The sequence below is a fragment of the Halorubrum salinarum genome (assembly GCF_013267195.1).
Classification (GTDB): Archaea; Halobacteriota; Halobacteria; order Halobacteriales; family Haloferacaceae; genus Halorubrum; species Halorubrum salinarum.
Window position 1 is genome coordinate 1,763,006 of record NZ_CP053941.1, and the last position, 21,208, is coordinate 1,784,213.

Consider the following 21,208-nt stretch of genomic DNA (forward strand, 5'->3'; position numbering starts at 1 on the left):
CGCGGCCCGCCGCTCGGCCGACCCTTCTTATCGGAAGCCGGGCCGAGACCCGGCGTGTCGTTCGTTTCATCTCCTTCCGCAGGCGACGCGACAGCGAGCGTCGCCGCCGTCGCGCTCGCGCTGCTCGCTCTCGCGGCCCTCGTCCCGGTCGCGGCCGCGGGCGACGCCGGACCCGGCTCGCCAGCCGTCGGAGTCGATCCCGGCGGTGCCGCCGAACGGTCGAACGGCAGCGCGGCGAACGTGACGCTCGTCTCGACGACGCCGCGGATCGTCGAGCTGTTCCCGAACCCGGCGGCCGCGGAGAACCGCGGCGAGTACCTCGTCGTCCGGCTCCCCGAGCGCGGCGACTGGTCGCTCTCGGACGGCCACCACGAGGCCGAGATTCCGGCGAACGCCAGCGGCGTCGTCGCCCTCTCGATGGACCCCGCGAACGCGACGCCGCTGCTCGCCGACGAGACCGCGGCCCCGGGCAACGGCGGCACCGGGGACCCGACGCTCCGCGCGCTCGACGACCACTTCCCGCTCGCCGCGTCCGGCGACCGGATCGAGCTCCGCCGCAACGGGACCGCAGTCGCCGTGGTCGCGTACGACCGCGCGCCCGAGGGACACCGGTGGCGCGCCGACTGGAGGGAGTGGCGCCCGCGCGGCTACGACCCCCGCTCGCCGAAGTCGACCGCGGACGCCGCCGTGACCCCCTTCGTCCTCCCGGACAGCCCCGGGATGCCCGTCGAGCCGCTCCGGGCCGCGGACGAGCGGCTGTTCGTGGCCGGCTACACGCTGACCTCGGAGCGGGTCGCCGACGCGCTCGTCGCGGCCGCCGACCGCGGCGTGCGGGTCCGGGTGCTGCTGGAGGGGTCGCCGGTCGGCGGGTTCCCGGCCCGGAGCGCGGCGCTGATCGACCGGCTGACGGCCGCCGGCGTCGCGGTCCGGATCCTCGACGGCGAGGTCGAGCGGTTCCGGTTCCACCACCCGAAGTACGCGGTCGCCGACGGCCGCGCCGTCGTCCTCACGGAGAACTGGAAGCCGTCCGGCACGGGCGGGCACGGCAACCGCGGGTGGGGCGTCCTCGTCGGGGACGACCGCGGCGCCGCGGGCGAGGTCGACGCCGGTGTCGGGGACGGTACCGACCGGAGCGCGGCGGTCGCCGACGACCTCGCGGAACTGTTCCGCGCCGACTTCGAGGCGCGCGACGCGCGGCCGTGGCGCGCCTTCCGCGCCGACACCGAGTTCCACGACGGCGGCCGCGCGAACGGCTCCTACCCGACGCGGTTTGAGGCGCCCGCGGCGCCGTCGACGGCCGACGTGACCGTCCTGACGGCGCCGGGGAACGCCGCCGACCGCATCGTCGCCCGGATCGACGCCGCCGACGAGCGCGTGCTCGCGGTCGTGCCGCGGGTCGGCGGGCCGAACGACCGGATCGTCCGCGCGCTCCGGCGCGCCGCGGACCGCGGGGTCGACGTCCACCTGCTGCTCTCGGACGCCTGGTACGACCGCGAGGCGAACCGGAACCTCTCCGAGGCGCTCGCCGACGAACCGATCGCGGTCGACCTCGCGGCGCCGCGCGGTCGGTTCGGGAAGGTCCACGCGAAGGGGCTCGTCGTCGACGACGCGGCGGTCGTCGGCAGCCTCAACTGGAACCCGAGCGCGGAGACGAACAACCGGGAGGTGCTGCTCGCGATAGAGAGCGAGTCGGTCGCGGACTTCTACGCCCGCGTGTACGCCGCTGACTGGCGCGGCGGCGGGGTCCAGCTCCCGGTCGGCTTCGCGGCCGGCTTCGGCGTCGCGCTCGCCGCGGCCGGTACTGTCGCTCGTCGGGAGATCGCGTTCGGCTGAGAAGCGGTATCGGGGCGAGCGGTCGCCCGGCCGGGGACCGCCCCGAGAGGTCGCGGCGCCGTCGGGTCAGTCGTCGAGCGCGATGGTCGACGAGAGCGCCTCGTCGATCTCCGCGCCCGCCATCTTCTCGACGAGCGCCTCGATCACCTCGCTCCGGCGGCCCTTCACGAACTTGATGGAGCCGACGACGAGGTGGCCGCCGCCCGAGACGCCCGCCTCGGGCAGCTCCTCGTTCAGTTCGGTCACCATGTTCGGGATGTCGAGCCGGACGCCGTCCGAGCGGAGGACGCAGAAGTCGGGGCCGTAGCCGATGGTGATGACGGGGTCACCGGTCTCGGTCACCTTCTCGTCGTGGAGCTCGCCGGTGGTCTTGCCCGGCGCGGGGTAGGTGAACCGGTGGGCGTACTCGTCTAGGTCGATCCGGTAGAGGTGCGCGCCGGAGGCGAGCCGCTCGTGTTCGACGTGGTCGTCGACCGCGTCGAGCTGGCGCTCCACGTCGCGCTCGGCGCGCTCCGAGAGGAACTCGACGAGCTCCTCGTGGCGCTGTTCGTCGTCGCAGCCCACGTTCAGCGCGTCGTTGACGAGGGTCTTCCCCTCGGAGTAGCGGAGCCAGTGGGCGGCGTAGTCGAGCGCCTCGCCGATGTCGAGGAGGTCGGACTCGTCGTAGCCGGCGCCCTCGGCGAGCGCGACGTAGTCGTCCATCGCCTCGGCCTTCGAGCGGTCGGAGAGCCCGGCGACCGCCGGCACGTGTTCGAGCTCCTCGGTGAGCGACGGGTCGATCAGCCGGGCGAGCTCGACGCACATCATCCCGGTGGTGACCCGGTAGTCCTCGCCGTGGAGGTAGGGGTTCACGTGGGCGTCGAGCAGCGGCTCGACTGCCTCCGGGTCCGGGTGGTGGTGGTCGACGGCCGCGATGGGGATGTCGTAGTGCGCGAGGTTCTCGTAGGCCGGCACGTCCTCCTCCGTCGACCCGTTGTCGAGCATGAGGAGGAAGGGGAGCTTCTGGCCGTGCCGGGCGCGGCCCTCCAGGGCGAAGTTGAGGTCGCGGGTGACGTCCTCCATCTCGTAGTAGGGGGCTTTGCTCGGGAGCCGCTTGAAGAGGTGTCGCGGCGCGTCGGGGTCGCCGTGGACCTCCCGGACGAAGTTCTCGACGGCGAGCTGGACCGGGATGGCGGCGCACATCCCGTCGCCGTCGGCGTGGTGCCGGACGCGGATCGGGCGGCCGGCGAGGACGGTCCGGCGGAGCAGCCGCGCGAGGTCGCGGAGGTCCTCGTGGATGGGCTCGAACGCCTCCCACTCGACGAGGGGGTCGACGTCGGCGGGCTCGGCGCGCTCGTCGAGGGCGGCCTCGAAGCGCTCGCGGGCCTCGGCGGCGCGGTCGTCGGGGAGGCGCTTCAGCGAGTCGACCTCCAGCTGGAGGGCGTCCTCGCGGCTCTCGATCGTCCCCGAGACGTGGACCATGTCGCCGACCTCGACCTCCGGGTACGCCCGGACGCCGGCGGACTCGAAGGCGGCACAGGAGACGACCCCGGAGGCGTCCGCGACGGCGAAGATGGTGGGGCCGCCGGTCTGTTTCGCCTGGACGACCTCGCCCTCGACGGTCGCCTCGTCGCCCGGCGCGAGGCCGCGGACCCGCGAGACGGTCGGCTCGTGGGCGACGGTCTCGGTGCGGTAGTCGTCGGGGTCGACGTCGTCGAACGCGACGTCGCCGTTCTCCTTCACCTCGGTGAGCCGGACGATCAGCCGGTCGCCGACGGCGTAGTCGCCGTCGAGGTTCGACTCGTGGACGAGGCCGCTCACGGCGTCGGAGAGGTCGACGAACACGCCGTAGTCGACGACGCCGTTGACCTCGGCGTGGTACAGGGCGTCGATCTCGGCGTCTTCGAGGGTGCAGTCGGGCGCCAGGTCGTAGACGGTCGGCCGGTCGTCGGCCGCCCCCTCCGCCGCGTCGGCGTCGGGTTCGGGGCTCGAATCGCCCCGCGTGCCGGAATCCCCGGCGGTGTTCTCGCTCATGGAGAGCAATCGGGAACGGCCGGTGTTAAGCCTGTTCTCTCGGGGCTCTCGCCCGCGGAGCGGCGGACGCCCGGACCGCGGAGCCCGCCCGGCGTCCCGCGGTCCGGAACCCCTATGAGGCGACGGCGACTTGTCTGACCCATGCGACTGTTCCGCTCGGACGAGCTCCTCGGCATCGCCCGAGAGACCCTGGAGTTCGTCCTCGAGGCGAGCGAGGAGACCCACCCCAACGAGTACATGGGGTTCCTCCGCGCGGACGACGCCCGGAAGCTCGACCTCGACCGAGACGGGCAGGTGATCACCGACGTGCTCGTCATCCCGGGCACGGAGTCGAGCCCGACGAGCGCAACCGTCCGCACCAACATGAAGCCGAACGACATGCGCGCCGTCGGCTCGGTCCACTCCCACCCGAACGGCGCGCTCCGGCCGAGCGACGCCGACCTCGCCACGTTCGGGCAGGGGAAGGTCCACATCATCGTGGGCGCCCCCTACGGGTGGGGCGACTGGAAGGCGTTCGACAACGAGGGCAAGCAGACGACCCTCGACGTGCTCGACGTGGCGGTGCCCGACGAGCACTTCTTCGATTTCACCCAGGAGGACATCGACCGCGAGCTGGACGACCGCGACGGCGGCGGCTTCCTCTCGTGGTTCCGATGACGCGGGTCGTCGCGCAGGGCACCTTCGACCTGCTCCACCCCGGCCACGTCCACTACCTCGAGGACGCGGCGACGTACGGCGACGAGCTCCACGCCATCGTCGCCCGCCGCACCAACGTCACGCACAAGCCCGCGCCGGTCCTCTGCGCCCGCCAGCGGCGCGACATGGTCGCCGCGCTCGCCGCGGTCGACGAGGCGCACCTCGGCGACCCGGAGGACGTGTTCGTCCCCATCGAGCGGCTCGACCCCGACGTGATCGTGTTGGGGTTCGACCAGCACCACGACGAGACCGCCATCGCCGACGCGCTCGCCGCCCGCGGCATCGACTGCCGCGTCGAGCGCGCGTCGGGCCGGGAGCCGAAGTACGACGACGAACTGCTCTCCAGCGGCGACATCGTCGACCGGATCGTCCGCGAGCGCGGCGACGGCTCGGACGAGACATCGCGGTGACCCGGCGGTCGGCCCCGCCGGACGGCGCGCGGGCGGGGAAGCGCGGCATCTAAATGGACTGACTCCCAAACCGAGGTGAGTGAATATTCCCGACAAGTTCCCCGCGGTGCTGGCCGCGGCCGCGATGGGCGTGTACCTCCTCGTCGTCGTCGGCGCCACCACCTCCCTCACGGAGGCGGCGGCGGCCTGCGGCGGCTGGCCCGCCTGCGGGAGCGGCGCCGCCCTGCCGACGGCGACCGAGGGCTGGATCGCCCTCGGCCACCGCGTCCTCGCGGTCGTCGTCGGCCTCCTCGTCGCGCTCTCCGCCGCGCTCGCGTGGCGGGACGGCGCCGACCGCCGGGTCCGCGCCGCCCTCGCGGTCGCGCTCGCCGTCTACCCAGCGCAGGCCGGCGTCGGGGCGCTCGTCGCGCTCGGCGACCTGCCCGCCGCCCTCGGGTCCGCCCACCTCCTCCTCGGGATCGGCATCTTCGGCGCCGTCCTCGCCGCGCTCGCGTGGTGGCTGGAGGCAGAGACGGGCGTCCCGGACGACGCCCCCGACGACTTCGAGGCCGGCACCGACGACCTCCCGCCGGTCGAGGAGGCGCCGGAGCCGGACATCCCGAGCGCGACGCTCCCCCGGCTGCGGGCGACCGCGGCGGCGTACTTCCGGCTCATGAAGCCGCGGCTGATGTGGCTGCTCTGCCTCGTCGCCGCGGCCGCGATGGCGCTCGCGGGCGGGGCCGGGTTCACGCCCGGCGTCGTGGCCGCGACGCTCGCCGGCGGCGCGCTCTCTATCGGCGCCTCCGGCACGTTCAACCACGTCCTCGAACGCGACGTGGACAAGCGGATGCAGCGCACCAGCGACCGGCCGCTCGCGACCGACCTCGTCCCGGTCTCGCACGCGCTGGCGTTCGGCGGGCTCCTCACGGTCGTCTCGCTCGGGCTGTTCTGGAGCGTGAACCCGCTGACGGCCGCGCTCGGGCTGGTCGCGATCGTGTTTTACAGCGTCGTGTACACGCTCGTCCTCAAGCCGAACACGGTCCAGAACACCGTCATCGGCGGCGCGGCCGGCGCGCTGCCGGCGCTCATCGGCTGGGCCGCGGTCACGGGCGAGGTCGGCGGCGGCGGGCTGCTGCTCGCCCTCGTCATCTTCCTGTGGACGCCCGCGCACTTCTACAACCTCGCGTTGGCGTACAAGGACGACTACGAGCGCGGCGGCTTCCCGATGATGCCCGTCGTCCGCGGCGAGACCGCGACCCGCCGCCACATCCTCTGGTACCTCGGCGCGACGCTCGTCGCCGCGGTCGCGCTCGCCGCGGCCGCCGACCCGCTCGGCGCGCTGTACGCGGTCGTCGGCGTCGGCGTCGGCGCCGTCTTCCTCTGGACGGTCGTCCGGCTCCACTACGAGCAGACCGAGGGGGCGGCGTTCCGCGCGTTCCACGCCTCGAACGCCTACCTCGGGCTGCTGCTGTTCGCGGTCGTCTTCGACGCCCTGGTGGTCTGACCCGCCGCTCGGGCCGACGGACCGTCTCGAAACCGACAGTCGGGTAGCGCCGTTTATACGTCTCGGACCGTAACCGATGGGCGATGGATTCCTCGACGCGGGCGGCCGTCAGAGCGCTGTGGCCGGTCTGGGGGGTGGGCCTCGCGGTCCTCCTTTCGCTGGTCGCCGAGGTCGCCGTCATCGCGCTCGGGGCGGGAACCGTTCCCGGCGGCTTCTGGGTGGGGTACCTCTCCTCCGTGGCGATCCTGCTCGGCTTCGGATACTTCCTCCGGTGGGTCCCGGACTCCGGACTCTCGGTCGCCCGATACCCGCGACTCAACCGATGGCTGCTCGCCGGTACGGCGGGGTTCCTGCTCATCAACGTCGGATTCATGGCGACGCTGTCCACCGAGTCGGACTTCCAGCTGTTCAGTTGGGTTCGGTGGGCGGTCAGCTTCGGCGGCGGGGTCGGGCTGACGATCGGCGTCTTCGAGGCGCGAGCGATCGAACGCGAGGTCAGGGCCGAACGCGACCGGATGCGACAGACGGAGCTCCGCCGGGAGCGCGACCGCCTCGAGGAGTTCGCGAGCGTCGTCTCACACGACCTCCGGAACCCGCTCAACGTCGCTCGCGGCCGCGTCGACCTCGCGGCGACGGAACGCCCGGACGACGAGCACTTGGAAGTCGTCGCGTCCGCGCTCGACCGGATGGGCGAAATCGTCGAGGAGACGCTCGCGCTCGCCCGCGAGGGGAAAAGCGTCGATGAGGTCGAAGAGGTCGCCATCGACGAGTGCGCGCGTCGGTGCTGGTCGAGGGTCGAGACGGCCGACGCGACGCTTCGGGTGACCGGGCCGGTGACGGTGCGAGCCGACCCCGACCGGCTCTCGCACGTCTTCGAGAACCTCTTTCGGAACGCGGTCGAACACGGCGGCCGAGACGTGACCGTTCGGGTCGGCGAGCTCGACGGAGCGACCGGATTCTTCGTCGAGGACGACGGCCCCGGAATCCCCGACGACCGAGTCGAACGGGTGCGCGAGACGGGCTTCTCGACGGCGGAGGACGGAACGGGGTTCGGACTGTCGATCGTCGAGCGGATCGTCGACGCGCACGGCTGGACGCTGCGGATCGACGAGGCCGACGACGGCGGCGCGCGCTTCGAGGTAGTCGGTGTCTCCCGGCCTTCCTGAACGGTCACGACCGACGGGACCCGGTCCGGTGGGACCAGTGACCGCGCGGGCCATTTTAAGTACGTTCGACGTGAACTACGGCCGTATGACACGCGTCGAAGTCGAGTACTGCGTCCCCTGTGGCATGCTGAACCGCGCGCAAGACGTCTCGGAGGCGATCCTCAAGCAGTTCGGCGAGGGCGTAGACGAGGTCGCCCTGGTGACCGGCGACGACGGCGTGTTCGTCGTCCGCGCGGGCGGCGAGGTCGTGTTCGACAAGACCGAAGACGAGTACGACGTCGACGCCATCGTCCGGGCGGTCAAGCCGCACGTCGGCGCGACCGCGTAACTCCGGCCGCGGTTCGGTCTCAGTTCTTTCTTCGAGCAGCACCGCAAACGTCCTTGCGTCTCGTTCACGCGGCACAAGCTAATTGTCGCTCGGCCGCGAACAGCCCCGGCGATGTCGGACTCATCGCAGCGGCAGCGAGGCGACCCTCCCGCCGACGACCCGACGCTCGGGGCCGACGACTCGACGCTCGGGGGTGACGCCGCGCCGGGCGCGGACGACCGGCCGTGGCTCGCGCGGGCCTGGTATCGGTCCCGGCTCGGGACCGCCGTCGTCGCCGGCGACGTCCTCCTCGCCGTCGCCCTCACCGCCGCGGCCTCCGTAGCGGTCGACGCGCCGTACGCCGGGATCGACGGTCTCGGGCCCGGAATCGTCCCCCCGTTCGTCCCCCTGTTCAGCCTGCTCGGGGCGCTGGGGTTCGTCTCCACCGCCCTGATCGAGCGCTTCGACGCCTCGGTCGGCAGGCTCCTCCGGTACAACCTCCGGCTGCCGGCCGCGCTGCCGCTCGGCGTCGGGGTCTACCTGCTCTCGGACCTGATCCTCGGGCAGGGCGTCGACGACGTGCCGCTCGTCGTCGGGCTCGTCTTCCTCTCGGGGCTGTACGTGAACCTCGCGTACAAGCGCCTCGGCGCGCTGGCGCGCCGGCTCCTCCCCTCGGGCAGCGGTCAGGGGGAGGACCGCTCCGGGCGGGGCGGGACCTGACCGCGTCAGTCCGGGTCGAACACCGCCCGCGCGGAGTTCGTCACCACGAGGACGCTGCTCGACGCCATCGCGAGCGCCGCCAGGAGGGGGTTGAGGACGCCCGTCAGCGCGAGCGGGATCGCCACGGCGTTGTAGCAGAACGCCCAGCCGAGGTTCTGTTTCAGGCGCCGGTTCGTCCCGCGCGTGACCGCGAACAGCTCCGGCACCGCCGAGAGCCGGTCCTCCAGCAGGACCGCGTCCGCGGCGTCGGCCGCGAGGTCCGTGCCGGAGGCGACCGAGACGCCGAGGTCGGCCGCCGCGAGCGCCGGCGCGTCGTTGCTCCCGTCGCCGACCATCGCGACCGGGCCGTCGGCCCCCAGGCGCCGGACCGTCTCGGCCTTCGCCTCCGGCGGCACCTCGGCGAACACCTCGTCGATCGCGGGGTGGTCCGCGAACCGCGCCGCGGCCGCGGGCGCGTCGCCGGTGAGCACGACCACGCGCCGCCCGTCCGCGTCGAGGTCGGCGACGACCGACTCCCACCCGTCGCGCACCTCGTCGCCGACGGCGAGGACCCCGCGCACGCGGCCCTCCCAGCCGACGTAGACGGGGACGTTCCCGCGGTCGCGGGCGGCCGTTCCCGCCTCGCGCAGTCGGTCGGACGCCGGCCAGCCGCGCTCGTCGAAGCAGTCCGGGTGGCCGACGACGACCTCGTCGCCGTCGACCCGCCCCGCGACCCCGCGGTCGAACACGTCGACGCCGGTCGCGGACGGGGAGTCGAGCGCGTCGACCTGGGCCGGCGCGCCGTCGGTCGCGTCGCCGGCGGCGGCCGCCTCGCCGCCGTCGGTGGCCGGTCGCGACCCAGCCGAATGGTCCCCGTCGCCCAGCACGCCCGCGACGATCGCCTCCGCGACCGGGTGGACCGACGCGCGCTCGACGGCCGCGGCGCGCTCCCGCACGCGCTCGACCGACTCCCCCTCGGCGGCCGTCGCCTCGAGCAGCCGCATCTCGCCGTCGGTGAGCGTGCCAGTCTTGTCGAGGACGACGGTGTCGACGTCGGCGGCGGACTCGAAGACGGCGTCGGAGACGACGACGATGCCCCGCTTCGCCGCGTCGCGAATCCCGGCGGCGACGGCGAGCGGGGTCGCCAGCCCGAGCGCGCAGGGACACGAGACGATCAGCACCGTCAGCCCGACGAGCGCGGCGTCGACCGGCGCCGACCCGAGCGCCAGCGTGGCGGCGGCGCCGACGGCCGCGACCGCGACGACGAGCGGCACGAACACCGTCGCCAGCCGGTCGACGAGGCGCTGGATCCCGGACCGCGAGCTCTGGATCTCCCACAGCAGCCGCACGAGGGTGTCGAGCGTGCTCGCCGCGTCCTCGCCGACCTCGACGACGACCGGCGAGTCCGTGACGACGGTCCCCCCGCGGACCGGGTCCCCCTCGCGCTTCGTCGCCGGGAGCGACTCGCCGGTGACGAGCGCCTCGTCGACCGCGGCGGTCCCCTCGACGACGGTCCCGTCGAACGGCACCCGCTCGCCGGGGCGCACGAGGAGGCGGTCGCCGGGGTCGACCGCGTCGGCCGCGACGGTCTCGCCCGCCTCGGTCCGCACCGTCCGGTTCTCGCTCGTCGTCAGGTCGGCGAGCATGCCGGTCGCGCGGCGCTTGATGACCGACTCGTAGTGGTTGCCCGCGGTGACGACGAGGACCACCGCGATGGTCACGTCGAAGTAGAGGTCGGTCCGGCCGACGAGCAGCGCGAGCGTGCTGTACGCGTACGAGCTGGTCGCCGCGAGCGACACGAGGAGGTCCATGTTGGGCCGTCGCGCCCGGAGGCTCACGTACGCGCCCCGCAGGATCGGGTAGCCGGTGTAGAACAGCACGATCGAGGCGAACAGCCAGATCTGCGCGAAGAGGTAGGTGCCGGAGACGCCGCCGAGGTCGAGGATCGGCTCGTACCCGAAGTAGGTCGGGTACAGGAAGAGGACGTACCACAGCATCGCCATCATCCCGAAGAAGCCGCCGCCGATCAGGAACCGCACGACCGCGTCGTCCTCGTCGGCGTCCGGGTCCGCGCGGTCGCTCGCCGAGTACCCCGCGACGGAGAGCCGGTCGGGCAGCTCGTCCGCGTCCACCGCCTCCGGGTCGTAGTCGACGCGGATCGTGTCGGTCGCGTAGCTGGCCTCCGCGGCCGCGACCCCCTCCTGCTCGCCCGCCCGCATCTCCAGGAAGGACTCGCAGGTCGCGCAGTGCATCCCGTCGACGTGGAGGAACGTCGTCTCGCCGTCGAACTCGTCGCCCGGCGCCGCGTCGGGGCGCCGCTCGTCGAGGTCGTCGAGGTCCTCGACGCCGTCGAGCGAGCGCGCGACGGTCAGACAGCCGCGGCAGCAGAACTCGCCGTCGACGTCGGGGGCGGTGTGCGGGTCGTCCCCGGTCGGGAGGTCACAGAGCGTGCAGCGTGACATGTGGATTCGATTCCGGCGTCCCGCGCGACCGGTCCGCCGCGCCTCGCGGGCTGTCGCGTCTCGCGGGCCGACCGGCTACGCCTGTTCCGCGTCGTTCGCGTCGCCGCCCACGCCCGGGAAGCTCCCGCCGGTCGCGATCCGGAGGCTCGCCCAGATGAGCAGGACGTTCACCAGCGTGATCGCGACGAAGACCTCCGCCCGATCCGCGATAAACACCGCCGCGGGGACGATCCCGCCGAGGATCAGGAGCACGGCCTGTTGGATCGAGAAGTCCATACCGTAGCCTAGCGCCCGCTGGGAATATATAATACCCGTGTTTTCAGGGTCCGAGAACGGATGGATCTTATATAGCTCTCTGTTGTCAAGCCCGCCCATGAGCCGAAACGAGACCGCACACGGTCCGCCGGACGACGTGAGCGGTGACACCGAGGAGTTCGATCCGATCGGGACCCTCACGCTCATCGGGATATACTTCGTCATCCTGGTGCTGTCGTGGGTGTACATCTACTACATCGAGTTCCTCGGCCGCGATCTGGTCGTCGTGGGGTGATCACGAGATGCACATCCACGCCTACGAGAAGATCTGGCTGGCCGCGTCGGTACTGCTGATCCTGTTCCTCCTCGGCTCCGTCACCTACGGCGCCGTCGGGCCCGGCGTCGCGATGGTGAGCGACACCGAACCGACCATCGACGCCGGGGCGTTAGACGAGGACGAGCGGTTCTCCGAGCCCCGCGTCGAACGGGTCGGAGAGAACGAGTACGCGGCGTACGTCGTCGCCCGACAGTTCGGGTTCCAGCCGGACCCGATCGTCGTGCCGGCGAACAGCACGGTGACGTTCTACATCACGTCGGCGGACGTGATACACGGGTTCGAGGTCGCCGGGACGAACGCCAACACGATGGTCGTCCCCGGCGAGGTCTCCGAGATAACCGTCCGCGTCGAGGAGCCGCAGGAGTACGGCCTCCTCTGTAATGAGTACTGCGGCGCCGGTCACCACGTGATGGAAGGGAAGGTGAACGTCGTCAGTCAGTCGGCCTTCGAGGAGCGGACCGACGGGGGTGACGGCGAATGAGCCAGGCGCTCGAAGGCGACCGGACCTTCGCCGACAAGTTCCCCGAGGAGGCGCGCATCGTCCGCGCCGCGCTCCTCAGTTCCTTCCTCGCGCTGGTGATCGGGGCGATCCTCGGGATCATCCAGACGCTCCACCGCACCGACGTGGCGCGGATCATCCCGTCGACCGACTACTACACCGTCCTGACCGCTCACGGGGTGTTCCTCGCGATCAGCTTCACGACGTTCTTCCTCGTCGGCCTGTTCACGTGGGCGGTCGTGCGGAGCCTCGACCGGCCGCTCCTCAACACCAAGATCACGTGGACCTGGTACGCGCTCATGGCCGTCGGGATGACGATGACCGGCGTGGCGATCCTCGCCGGCTTCGTCGACTCGATCGACATGAGCGCCGACGTGCTGTTCACCTTCTACGCGCCGCTCCAGGCGCACCCGATGTTCTACGCGGGGCTCGCCGTGTTCATCGTCGGGTCGTGGATCGCCGGCGCCGACTTCTTCCGCACGTGGCTCGCGTGGAAGCGCGAGCACCCCGACGAGCGGATCCCGCTCCAGACGTTCATGGTGCTGACGACGATGGCGATGTGGTACATCGCGTCGTCCGCTGTGGCGGCGTCGGTGCTGATCTTCCTGCTGCCGTGGTCGCTCGGGCTGATCGACCAGGTGAACCCGACGCTGACCCGCACGCTGTTCTGGTTCTTCGGCCACCCGGTGGTGTACTTCTGGCTGATGCCGGCGTACCTGCTTTGGTACACCGTGCTGCCGAAGATCGCCGGCGGGCGCCTGTTCAGCGACCCGCTGGCTCGGGTCGTGTTCGTGCTGTTCCTCCTGCTCTCGACCCCGGTCGGGATCCACCACCAGTACCTCGACCCGGGGATCGCGGAGGGGTTCAAGTTCATCTCGATGACGAACACGCTGTTCCTGCTGCTACCCAGCCTGCTCACCGCGTTCACCGTCGTCGCGAGCGTCGAGTACGGCGCCCGCCAGCGCGGCGGAAGCGGGATCCTCGGCTGGCTCACCGACCTCCCGTGGCGGAAGCCCGAGTTCACCGGCATGATGCTCGCGGGGCTAATGTTCGCGGCCGGCGGCTTCTCCGGCATGGTGAACGCCGGGATGAACATCAACTACATGATCCACAACACGATCTGGGTGCCGGGCCACTTCCACCTCACCGTGGGGACCGCGGTGGCGCTCACGTTCATGGCCGCCACCTACTGGCTCTGGCCGCAGATCAGTAACAAGCCGATCTACAGCCGGACGATCGGGCTGGTCCAGGTCGTCGTCTGGTTCATCGGCATGGCGCTGATGTCGAACGCGATGCACGCGCAGGGGATCATGGGCGTCCCGCGCCGGACCGCCGAACCCGAGTACTCCGGCTTCGAGTACGCCACGATGTTCGGCGGGTTCGAGGAGCTCAACATCCAGATCGCGATCGGCGGGACGCTGCTGTTCGTCTCGACGATTCTGTTCATCGGGAACCTCCTGCTCACGATGGGGAACCCGACGGTGTCCGGGCTCGCGGACCCGCTGCCGCCCGCGCTGTCCGGACCCGCCGACTCGCCGAAGGTGCTCGACAACCTCCGGCTGTGGGTCGGTATCGCGCTGACGCTCGTCGTCTTGGCGTACGCGCTCCCGCTGGCGGCGATCATCCAGCGCGGCGGCCTGCTCGGCCCCGGCGTCGGCACCTACCCGGTGTGGCTCGCGCCGCTCGTCGACGCGCTGGCGAACGCGACGACCGCTCTCGTCGGCGCCGTCGGCGACGCGTCGGCCGCGCTGGTCGAGGTGGTCCGATGAGCGTCGACATCTCCCGCGGCGGCCTGCTCGTGACGCTCGCCATCTTCGGCGTGATCGTCTACGAGATGCGGACCGTGCTCGACTTCGTCGGGATCGAACTGCCCATCATCCCGTACATGGCCGCCGTCTTCGTCCTCGCCGGCGCCTCGGTCTGGTACGTCACGCTGAAGGGCGGGTGGCGGACCGAACCCGAGGGCGACGAGCCCGCGTAGCGACGCGGGCACCGCCGTTCGCGCTTTCCTCGCTTCCCGTTTCGCCCCCGGAGTCGACTTCGCCGACAGAAGCAGTTATGCCCGTCCGCGACCGATAGTGTGTATGGAATCCAATACTGCCTCGAACGCGTCCGAGGCGACCGGCGGCGGCGCCGCGGACGCTCGCCGTCCGGTCTCGCTGTCGGACGCGGCCGACCTCGACGCCTTCGTCGGCGACGCGACCGTCGCGCTCGTGGAGTTCTACACCGACGGCTGCGGCATCTGCGCGAGCATGGAACCGGTGATCGGGAACGTCGCTCGCGGCGTCGAGGTCGACCTCGCGGTCGGACTGGTGAATCCCCGCGACGACCCGCCGCTGGTCGAGCGGTTCGGCGTGCGGAGCGTCCCGCTGTTCGTCCTCTTCGTCGACGGCGAGCCGGTCGCCCGGCGCGCGGAGGGGTTCATCCCGGGCGACGAGCTGACGGCGTGGGTCGAGGAACACGCGCCGTAGGCGGGGGGTCCCGCGGGCGGGAGCGGCGGCGTCCGTCCGGATGAACCGTCGCCGATTACGGCGCGGAGCCGGACCGACGGAACCCTTTTGAGCCGGACCGGCCTACTCGGAGCCAGTATGGGACTGGGCTCGGACATGTACCGGCAGCAGATCCTCGACCACTACAAGAACCCGCGGAACTACGGGGAACTCGAGGATCCGGACTTCACGCACGTCGGCGAGAACCCCTCCTGCGGCGACACGATCCGGATGGAGGTCCGGCTCGACGACGCCGAGGAGGCGGTCGAGGCGGTGCGGTTCACCGGCGACGGCTGCGCCATCTCGATGGCCTCGGCGAGCATGCTCTCCGAGCGGCTCCACGGGATGGCCCTCGACGACCTCGACGCGCTCGACACCGACGACGTCACCGAGATGCTCGGCGTCGACATCTCCCCGATGCGCGTGAAGTGCGCGGTGCTCGGCCGACAGGTCGCACAGGACGGCGCGAAGATCCACCGGGGCGAGCTCGACCCCGACGACCGCACGATCACCGAGGAGTAGCCGGCCGTCGGCGGCGGTCCTCGACCCCCTCGCGGGGGCCGTCCCGAGCCCACCGGACTTTTGCCCGCGAACCACGTTCGTCCGCCCATGAGCGACGGCTTCGACAAGGAGGCGGAACGCGAGAAGCTCCGCGAGAAGTTCGCCGAGGACGAGCAGAAGCGCGAGCACACCCAGCGGATGTCCGAGCTCCTCCTGAAGGGCGCGACGATGACGAACCGCCACTGCGAGGAGTGCGGCGATCCCATCTTCCGCCACGACGGCCGCGAGTTCTGCCCCACCTGCGGGAACGAGGTCGGGGGCGCCGCGGCCGCGGACGCCGGCGGGACGCCGGCCGACGCGGGCGACGCCCCGCCCGCCGAGCCCGCGACCCCGGCCGACGGGGACGCCGAGGGCGGCGCCGACGCCGCGGCCGAGAACGGCGCGGTCGGCGGGGACGCGGTCGACGCCGCCGCGAGCGACGCCGGTCGGTCGGGAGCGCCCGCGTCGAGCCCCGCGCGGTCACAACCCCCGGCGCCGCCCCAGCGCACGGCGTCCCGAGGGACCGAGGCGGAGTCCGACGGTGCCCCGCAGGCCGAGGCCTCCCGGTCGTCCCCGTCGCGATCGGCCGACGACCCCGAGGGGGTCGGTGCGGCCCGCGCGTCGCTGACGCGGACGCTGACGCGCTTCGCCCGCGCGGCCGAGGAGACGGACGACCCGCGACGCGCCCGCGACCACCTCGAAGCGGCCCGCGAGGCGGCCGAGGCGCTCGCGGCGCTGGACTGAGACGCCGTCCCTTCTTCGGATCCGAGCTGCGCGTCCCGCAACCCGTCGATCGCTCGGCGACGAGCCGACGACTCTGCCGGCGCGCGTTACGCGAACGTCAGCGTTTCGTCCGTTATGTCGATGTCGCTCGGGTTGCCGTTGAATATCCCGTACTCGCCGGAGATCCCGACCTGTTCCCGGTAGAGGATCGACCCCGACGGCTCGTGGACCATCTGGAGCCGGATCCGGTTTTCCTCCGGGAAGTTACCGGTATCGCCGGCCAGCCGACACGCCACGTTGACGTCCGAACAGCTCAGGCCCGCCGGAATTGTGTCCCCGTCTTGGTTGTTGTGAACGATCGTCAACTCGACCGTCTCCCCCGGTCTCAGCGACCGGTCGAGCGTTCCGGTGACCCGCTGATCCCCGTGGTCGAGGTAGACCACGATCTCTTCGGCGTCCACGGTGCCTCCCGCGGTGTTAGTGAGACTGAGATCCCAGCGGAACTCATCGTACTGCGGTGCCGAAGCGGGTTCCTCCTCGAAGGTCAGTTCGAGGGCGGCGAAGGTGGGCCGCGGTCCGAGGTCGTCGGCGAGGCCGAGCGCGAACCCGGCGAGAACGGCTCCGATAACGGCCGTGATCGCGACGAGCAGCACCACGCCGACGACCGGCGATACCGCGCGCTCATCCTCCGACGCATCCATTCATTGTACGTACGGCTCACCGCGGAAATAACAATTCCGTTTCAGGTCATATCGCCGACGTTCGGGACGGCCGGACCCAGTCGTCGCGTCCCGACCGTCCCCGCCGCGTCCGAGCGGACTCGCGCCGACGCGCGGCCGTCTCCTTACCGACCGCTCTCGACGGCGACGCGCATGTCGGCCGCCAGTTGCTCGGCGCGGTCGGCGTCGGCGGACTCGGCGTAGATCCGGATCTTCGGCTCGGTGCCGGAGGGGCGGACGAGCACCCACGCGTCGCCGTAGTCGAGCCGGTAGCCGTCGGTCGTGTTCGGCTCCGCCTCGGCGGTCTCGACGTACGCCCGCGCGGCCGAGAGCATCTCGTCGCGCTCGTCGTCGTCCGCGTACTCGACGTTCTCCCGCACGAAGTGGTAGTCGGCGTACGGCGCGACGACCTCGCTGACGGGGGCGCCGTCCGCGGCCGCGAGCAGTTCGAGGAACCGCGCGCCGATGTACGCCCCGTCCCGCGAGAGCCGGTACGGCGGGAAGAAGACCCCGCCGTTGCCCTCGCCCGCGATGGGGACGTTGACCCCCTCCTCGTGGAGATCGCGGGTGCGGGTGATGATGTTCGTCGCGCCGATGGGGGTCAGCTCGAGGTCGGCGTCGTTGGCGGCGCAGACGTCGACGAGCCGCTGGGAGACGTTGACCGCGCTGACGACCGCGTCGCCGGGTTCGAGACAGGCGTCGGCCAGCGCCGCGAAGGAGGTGTCGCCGTCGACGAACTCGCCGTCCTCGTCGACGAAGACGGCCCGGTCCGCGTCGCCGTCGTGGGCGATCCCCACGTCGGCGTCGGAGGTCGCCACCAGCCGCGAGAGGTCCGCGAGGTTCTCGGGGACCGGCTCGGAGTCGCGGCCGGGGAAGTGCCCGTCCGGGGTCGCGTTCACGGTCAGGACCTCACAGCCTAACTCGCGGTAGATCCGCGGGGACGCGACCGACGCGGCGCCGTGGCCCGGGTCGACCGCGACCGTGAGGTCGGCGTCGGCGACCGCCTCGGCGTCGACCGCGTCGATCAGCTGGGCCGCGTAGTCGTCGACGACACCCTCGACCGGCGTCGTCGCGCCCGCCGACCGCCAGTCGGCGTGGTCGTACTCGTCGTCGAGGACGCGCCGCTCGATCCGCTCTAACACGTCGACGGAGAGCTCGACGCCGTCGTCGCCGACGAGCTTGATCCCGTTGAACTCCGGCGGGTTGTGCGAGGCGGTGACGAGGACGGCGGGGACGCCCGCCGACTCGCAGTAGTTGCCGACCGCCGGCGTGGGGACGACCCCGAGGCGGTCGACGTCGCAGCCGACCGCGGCGAGCCCGCTCGCGGCCGCGTTCGCGAACAGCTCGCCGGTGGTCCGCGTGTCCCGGGCGACGGCGACGCGGTCGGCGTCCCACACCGTCCCGGCCGCCTTCGCGATGTCGAGGACGAGCGCGGGCGTGAGGTACCGCAGCGCGACCCCGCGGATGCCGCTCGATCCGAACAGCTCCATGCGAGCCCATCCGCCGGCCGAGGGGAAAGCGGTTCCGAACCGCCGCGGCCGCGCGCCGGGAGCCGCGGGATGGAGCCCGCCGCGACGACGCGTGCGGTTCATGGCGGTGGCGCCCGTTCGCCCAGTATGGACCACACGCGACGCGACGCGCTCGCCGGGGGCGCGCTCGCCCTGTCCCTCGCGACCGCGGGCTGCCTCGACTTCGCCGCGGGCGACGGGCCGCAGGGCCCCGAGGGCACGCCGGCGACGCTGACCTGCGACGACGACGGGTTCGTCCGCCTCGATCGGCCGTTCGAGGCGTCGGTCACCGAGACCCTCGTCGAGACGGGCGAGACCACCGTGGAGCTCTCCTCCGAGGGGACGACCGAGACGTACGGCCAGTCGCTCCGGCTCGTCCTCCGGAACACCGGCGACGCCCCGACGCCCACGCGCGGCGAGGCCGCCTACTCGATCCAGCGCGAGACGGGCGAGGGGTGGCTCGACGTCCGCGGGTCGACGACCGGCGAGGCGGTCGAGCTCCCCCGGAGCGAGTCGACGCTCGACACGAGTTCGGCGTACGCCTGGGACGTCACGCTGACCGAGCCGGGTATCGCCGAGGCGGTCGACGGCGTCGACCTGACGGTCTGTCCGCCGCTCGGCCCCGGCAACTATCGGTTCGTCTACTGGGGGCTCGTCGACGCGCCGCCGATCGGCGCGGCGTTCGAACTGGTCGGGTGAGGCGGGTCCCCTCCGGGGATCCGCCCCGGATCGCCCCGACTCAGAACGGCTGCCAGTCGGAGGGCTTGCCGACGCGGCCGCGGACGCGGAACTCCCGGTCGTCGTCGTCCACGCGGGTCTCGACGACGACCTCGAACGGCTCGTGAAGGGTGTGAACGACCTGTTCGTCGTGCGCGGTCGAGCCGACGACGCCGACGAACGGCCACCCCTCGCCGGAGGTCTGCGAGGTCATCACCCGGGTGAACCGGTAGATACGCTCGGGCTCCCAGTACATGAGCAGCTGCGAGAGCGAGTAGACGCCGACGGCGCGGTCGCGGCCCGCCGAGGACTCGACGACGTCGGTGAACTTGATCCCGATGTCGGTGAGGTTGCCCGCGCTGGCGACGTACTTCGTCGTCGGGGTGTCCTCGCGCTTGTCGCCCTGCTCGTGGGTGACGCAGTCGATGACGACCACGTCGTCGCCGTCGCCGCCCGTCAGCCCCTCGTAGTCGTCGCGGACCTTCTCGGCGGTCCGCCCCGTCGAGATGACGACGGGGCCGTCGGACCACGCCGCGAGCAGCCGGTTGAACAGGTCGTACTTCCCGCTCATCGGTGGACCGCTGATGAGGACGCTGTCGGCACCGCGGACAGCGTCGGGAAGCACAGTCATTTGGTGGACGTGAGAGAGTGTCGGATAAAACCCTTCCGAGGGATCACTTTCGGAGCATGGAAGGGAGGTCGAGCGAGGACGGCGGGCCCTCCCGCGGCCCGTCGGTCAGTGTCAGCTCGCGTATCGCACCGGGCAGCGCGGCGGGCACCGGGGACTCGCGCGGCTCCCCGGCCCCGTCGACGAGCGACCGCCAGACGGCCTCGTCGTCGGGGTCGTCCCGCTCCGCCGCCGCCTCCAGCGCCTTCGTCCGGCCCTCGTCGTACGCCAGCTCCACGATGCTCTGGTCGTAGCCCCCCGGGAACGCCTCCAGCACCCGTTCCAACTCCTCCGGACGGGGGCTGTCGACGCCGGCCGCGACGCCGAGCGCGAAGGCGCGCTCGACGGCCTCCTCCCGGGAGAGGTCGTCCCACTCCGTGCCGAACGTGCGGTCGTACATCAGTGCGTCACCGTCGCTGCCGAGCCGACGCGGAGCCCGCCGTCGGTGAACTCCACGTCCTGGATGTCGGTGTCGACGTTCGTCCCCCGCATCTTCAGCACCTGGACCCCGCGCCGCATCCCCTCGTCTTCGAGGTAGTTGTGCATGAAGACGACGCCGTGCGCGAGGTAGTGCTCCTCCGAGTAGGCGCTCGGGTCGGTCATCTCCGATATCAGGAGCGTCGTGGCGTCGGTCCGCTTCAGCGAGGAGAGCAGCTGGATCATCGTGTCCTCGTCGTCGTCGAGGAGGAACCGCAACAGCATGGTCGAGTCGAAGACGACCCGGTCGATGTCGCGGGAGTTGATGAAGCCGGTGAGCCGGTTGGTGACGCCGGACCGGTCGCGGCGGTCGCCGGGGAGGCCGAAGAAGCGGCGGCCGTCCGACGAGAAGGAGTCGAGGAAGGTGACGCGGTCGGAGTCGAGCGCGCGGTCGAACCCGAAGTCGTAGCCGCTCATGTCCTCGCGGATCCCCTCCTTGGTCTCGTGCATGCTGATGTAGAGGACGTCTTCGCCGTTCCGGGCGCCCTGGGCCGCGAACTGCGAACAGAAGGTCGTTTTGCCGCTCCCGGGCGGACCGCTCACCACGTACAGCCGGCCGTCGGGAAACCCGCCGTCGACGAGGTCGTCGAACCCCGGGACGCCGCTTGAGACACGCATACGTATGTGACCCGTTGGACCGCTGATAAGCGTTGGCACCCGGTTCTCACGGGTGAGAACCGATCGGCCGCGGCGGGTCGGCGCCCGCGCGACGGCCGGATCCCCCGTCTACGCCTCCGCGGCGTCGACGTCGTCGAGGTCCGCGGCGAGCGCGTCGTCGACGTCCGGCGAGACCCACACGACGAACCGGTCGTCGGACTTGACGATGCCGCGGACGCCCTCGTCCTCGACGGTGGTGCCCTGGTCGACGTCCTCGGGCGAGACGTCGCGGACCTGGAACACCTCGTCGACCATCCAGCCGACGGTGCCGCCCTCGTCGATCTCGGCGTCGTCGAAGACGACGATCCGCTCGCGCTTCCCGTCCCCCTCTATGTCGAACAGCGTCTTCGGGTCGACGATCGTCGTCGTCCGGCCGCGGAGGTCCATTACCCCCTCGACGTGGTCCGGCGAGTTGGGAATTCGCGTCAGCTCGCCCGCGTCGACGATCTCGTCGATGACGCCGATGTCCAGACAGTACGTCCCGTCGCCTAGCCCGAACTCCAACACCTTGGTCGGTTCGGCCTCCGCCTCTGTGGCTGCCATGCCCACAC

General features: G+C 71.7%; 24 protein-coding genes. 15 read left to right on the plus strand and 9 right to left on the minus strand.

Translation table 11 applies throughout. The annotated features are described in order from the left end of the window. Positions 1-54: 54 nt before the first annotated feature. Positions 55-1,833 (plus strand): phospholipase D-like domain-containing protein, encoded by a 1,779-nt coding sequence (locus HPS36_RS08910; RefSeq protein ID WP_173229876.1) that lies wholly within the window; start codon positions 55-57, stop codon positions 1,831-1,833. A gap of 66 nt (positions 1,834-1,899) precedes the next feature. Here HPS36_RS08910 and HPS36_RS08915 read toward each other — a convergent pair whose 3' ends face one another. Continuing rightward, on the minus strand, positions 1,900-3,846 hold the full coding sequence (locus HPS36_RS08915; RefSeq protein ID WP_173229877.1) for a DHH family phosphoesterase: 1,947 nt from the start codon (positions 3,844-3,846) through the stop codon (positions 1,900-1,902). Positions 3,847-3,987: 141 nt separating this feature from the next. On the opposite strand from HPS36_RS08915, the gene HPS36_RS08920 reads away from it, so the two are divergent. From HPS36_RS08920 to HPS36_RS08945, 6 genes are all read left to right on the plus strand, one after another. Next, positions 3,988-4,503, plus strand: a complete 516-nt coding sequence (locus HPS36_RS08920; RefSeq protein WP_137705392.1) for a Mov34/MPN/PAD-1 family protein — start codon at positions 3,988-3,990, stop codon at positions 4,501-4,503. Beyond that, positions 4,500-4,952, plus strand: a complete 453-nt coding sequence (locus HPS36_RS08925) for an adenylyltransferase/cytidyltransferase family protein (RefSeq protein WP_173229878.1) — start codon at positions 4,500-4,502, stop codon at positions 4,950-4,952. The genes HPS36_RS08920 and HPS36_RS08925 overlap by 4 nt, the downstream gene beginning before the upstream one ends. A 79-nt stretch (positions 4,953-5,031) precedes the next feature. Then, positions 5,032-6,435 carry a heme o synthase gene (locus tag HPS36_RS08930; RefSeq protein ID WP_173229879.1) on the plus strand — a complete coding sequence of 468 codons (1,404 nt, stop codon included), beginning with the start codon at positions 5,032-5,034 and terminating at the stop codon, positions 6,433-6,435. Positions 6,436-6,518: 83 nt separating this feature from the next. Continuing rightward, a complete protein-coding gene (locus HPS36_RS08935) occupies positions 6,519-7,601 on the plus strand; it encodes a sensor histidine kinase (protein WP_173229880.1) in 1,083 nt (360 codons plus the stop codon). Positions 7,602-7,686: 85 nt separating this feature from the next. Further along, on the plus strand, positions 7,687-7,929 hold the full coding sequence (locus tag HPS36_RS08940; RefSeq protein ID WP_137716691.1) for a SelT/SelW/SelH family protein: 243 nt from the start codon (positions 7,687-7,689) through the stop codon (positions 7,927-7,929). A gap of 111 nt (positions 7,930-8,040) precedes the next feature. Further along, the gene (locus tag HPS36_RS08945) at positions 8,041-8,628 is read left to right on the plus strand and encodes a hypothetical protein (protein ID WP_137716690.1); all 588 of its coding nucleotides are present in this window, start codon (positions 8,041-8,043) and stop codon (positions 8,626-8,628) included. A gap of 5 nt (positions 8,629-8,633) precedes the next feature. On the opposite strand, the gene HPS36_RS08950 is transcribed toward HPS36_RS08945, so the two are convergent. Both HPS36_RS08950 and HPS36_RS08955 read right to left on the minus strand, forming a co-directional pair. Next, positions 8,634-11,069, minus strand: coding sequence for a heavy metal translocating P-type ATPase (locus tag HPS36_RS08950; protein ID WP_173229881.1), 2,436 nt, complete (start codon positions 11,067-11,069; stop codon positions 8,634-8,636). Between the two features lie 75 nt (positions 11,070-11,144). Further along, positions 11,145-11,345: a hypothetical protein gene (locus tag HPS36_RS08955; protein ID WP_121562935.1), complete on the minus strand. Its 201-nt coding sequence runs from the start codon at positions 11,343-11,345 to the stop codon at positions 11,145-11,147. A gap of 97 nt (positions 11,346-11,442) precedes the next feature. On the opposite strand from HPS36_RS08955, the gene HPS36_RS08960 reads away from it, so the two are divergent. The 7 genes from HPS36_RS08960 to HPS36_RS08990 all read left to right on the plus strand — a co-directional run bounded on the left by HPS36_RS08960 (position 11,443) and on the right by HPS36_RS08990 (position 15,933). Continuing rightward, positions 11,443-11,619 carry a hypothetical protein gene (locus tag HPS36_RS08960; RefSeq protein WP_173229882.1) on the plus strand — a complete coding sequence of 59 codons (177 nt, stop codon included), beginning with the start codon at positions 11,443-11,445 and terminating at the stop codon, positions 11,617-11,619. A 7-nt stretch (positions 11,620-11,626) separates the two neighbouring features. Next, a complete protein-coding gene (locus HPS36_RS08965; protein WP_137716688.1) occupies positions 11,627-12,142 on the plus strand; it encodes a cytochrome c oxidase subunit II in 516 nt (171 codons plus the stop codon). Next, positions 12,139-13,929, plus strand: coding sequence for a b(o/a)3-type cytochrome-c oxidase subunit 1 (locus HPS36_RS08970; RefSeq protein WP_173229883.1), 1,791 nt, complete (start codon positions 12,139-12,141; stop codon positions 13,927-13,929). The genes HPS36_RS08965 and HPS36_RS08970 overlap by 4 nt, the downstream gene beginning before the upstream one ends. Further along, complete coding sequence (locus HPS36_RS08975; protein ID WP_137716686.1) at positions 13,926-14,141, plus strand: CbaC protein; 216 nt, start codon at positions 13,926-13,928, stop codon at positions 14,139-14,141. The genes HPS36_RS08970 and HPS36_RS08975 overlap by 4 nt, the downstream gene beginning before the upstream one ends. 103 nt (positions 14,142-14,244) lie before the next feature. After that, a complete protein-coding gene (locus HPS36_RS08980) occupies positions 14,245-14,631 on the plus strand; it encodes a thioredoxin family protein (protein ID WP_173229884.1) in 387 nt (128 codons plus the stop codon). A 117-nt stretch (positions 14,632-14,748) separates the two neighbouring features. Continuing rightward, positions 14,749-15,171 (plus strand): iron-sulfur cluster assembly scaffold protein, encoded by a 423-nt coding sequence (locus HPS36_RS08985; RefSeq protein ID WP_121562930.1) that lies wholly within the window; start codon positions 14,749-14,751, stop codon positions 15,169-15,171. A gap of 87 nt (positions 15,172-15,258) precedes the next feature. Continuing rightward, positions 15,259-15,933, plus strand: coding sequence for an Sjogren's syndrome/scleroderma autoantigen 1 family protein (locus tag HPS36_RS08990; protein WP_173229885.1), 675 nt, complete (start codon positions 15,259-15,261; stop codon positions 15,931-15,933). Between the two features lie 86 nt (positions 15,934-16,019). Here HPS36_RS08990 and HPS36_RS08995 read toward each other — a convergent pair whose 3' ends face one another. Further along, entirely contained in the window at positions 16,020-16,613 is a 594-nt protein-coding gene (locus HPS36_RS08995) for a type IV pilin (RefSeq protein WP_173229886.1), read from the minus strand. Positions 16,614-16,756: 143 nt separating this feature from the next. Next, complete coding sequence (glmM, locus tag HPS36_RS09000) at positions 16,757-18,121, minus strand: phosphoglucosamine mutase (RefSeq protein ID WP_173229887.1); 1,365 nt, start codon at positions 18,119-18,121, stop codon at positions 16,757-16,759. 126 nt (positions 18,122-18,247) lie between these two features. Here glmM and HPS36_RS09005 point away from each other — a divergent pair, with 126 nt between their 5' ends. Beyond that, on the plus strand, positions 18,248-18,838 hold the full coding sequence (locus HPS36_RS09005) for a DUF6517 family protein (RefSeq protein ID WP_173229888.1): 591 nt from the start codon (positions 18,248-18,250) through the stop codon (positions 18,836-18,838). A gap of 40 nt (positions 18,839-18,878) precedes the next feature. Here HPS36_RS09005 and HPS36_RS09010 read toward each other — a convergent pair whose 3' ends face one another. From HPS36_RS09010 to HPS36_RS09025, 4 genes are all read right to left on the minus strand, one after another. Next, positions 18,879-19,487, minus strand: coding sequence for a DUF7504 family protein (locus HPS36_RS09010; RefSeq protein WP_137716681.1), 609 nt, complete (start codon positions 19,485-19,487; stop codon positions 18,879-18,881). A 43-nt stretch (positions 19,488-19,530) separates the two neighbouring features. Continuing rightward, positions 19,531-19,923, minus strand: coding sequence for a hypothetical protein (locus HPS36_RS09015; RefSeq protein ID WP_173229889.1), 393 nt, complete (start codon positions 19,921-19,923; stop codon positions 19,531-19,533). Continuing rightward, entirely contained in the window at positions 19,923-20,618 is a 696-nt protein-coding gene (locus HPS36_RS09020; RefSeq protein WP_137716679.1) for an RAD55 family ATPase, read from the minus strand. The genes HPS36_RS09015 and HPS36_RS09020 overlap by 1 nt, the downstream gene beginning before the upstream one ends. Before the next feature lie 108 nt (positions 20,619-20,726). Further along, positions 20,727-21,200, minus strand: coding sequence for a chemotaxis protein CheW (locus HPS36_RS09025; protein ID WP_137716678.1), 474 nt, complete (start codon positions 21,198-21,200; stop codon positions 20,727-20,729). Between the last annotated feature and the right edge of the window lie 8 nt (positions 21,201-21,208).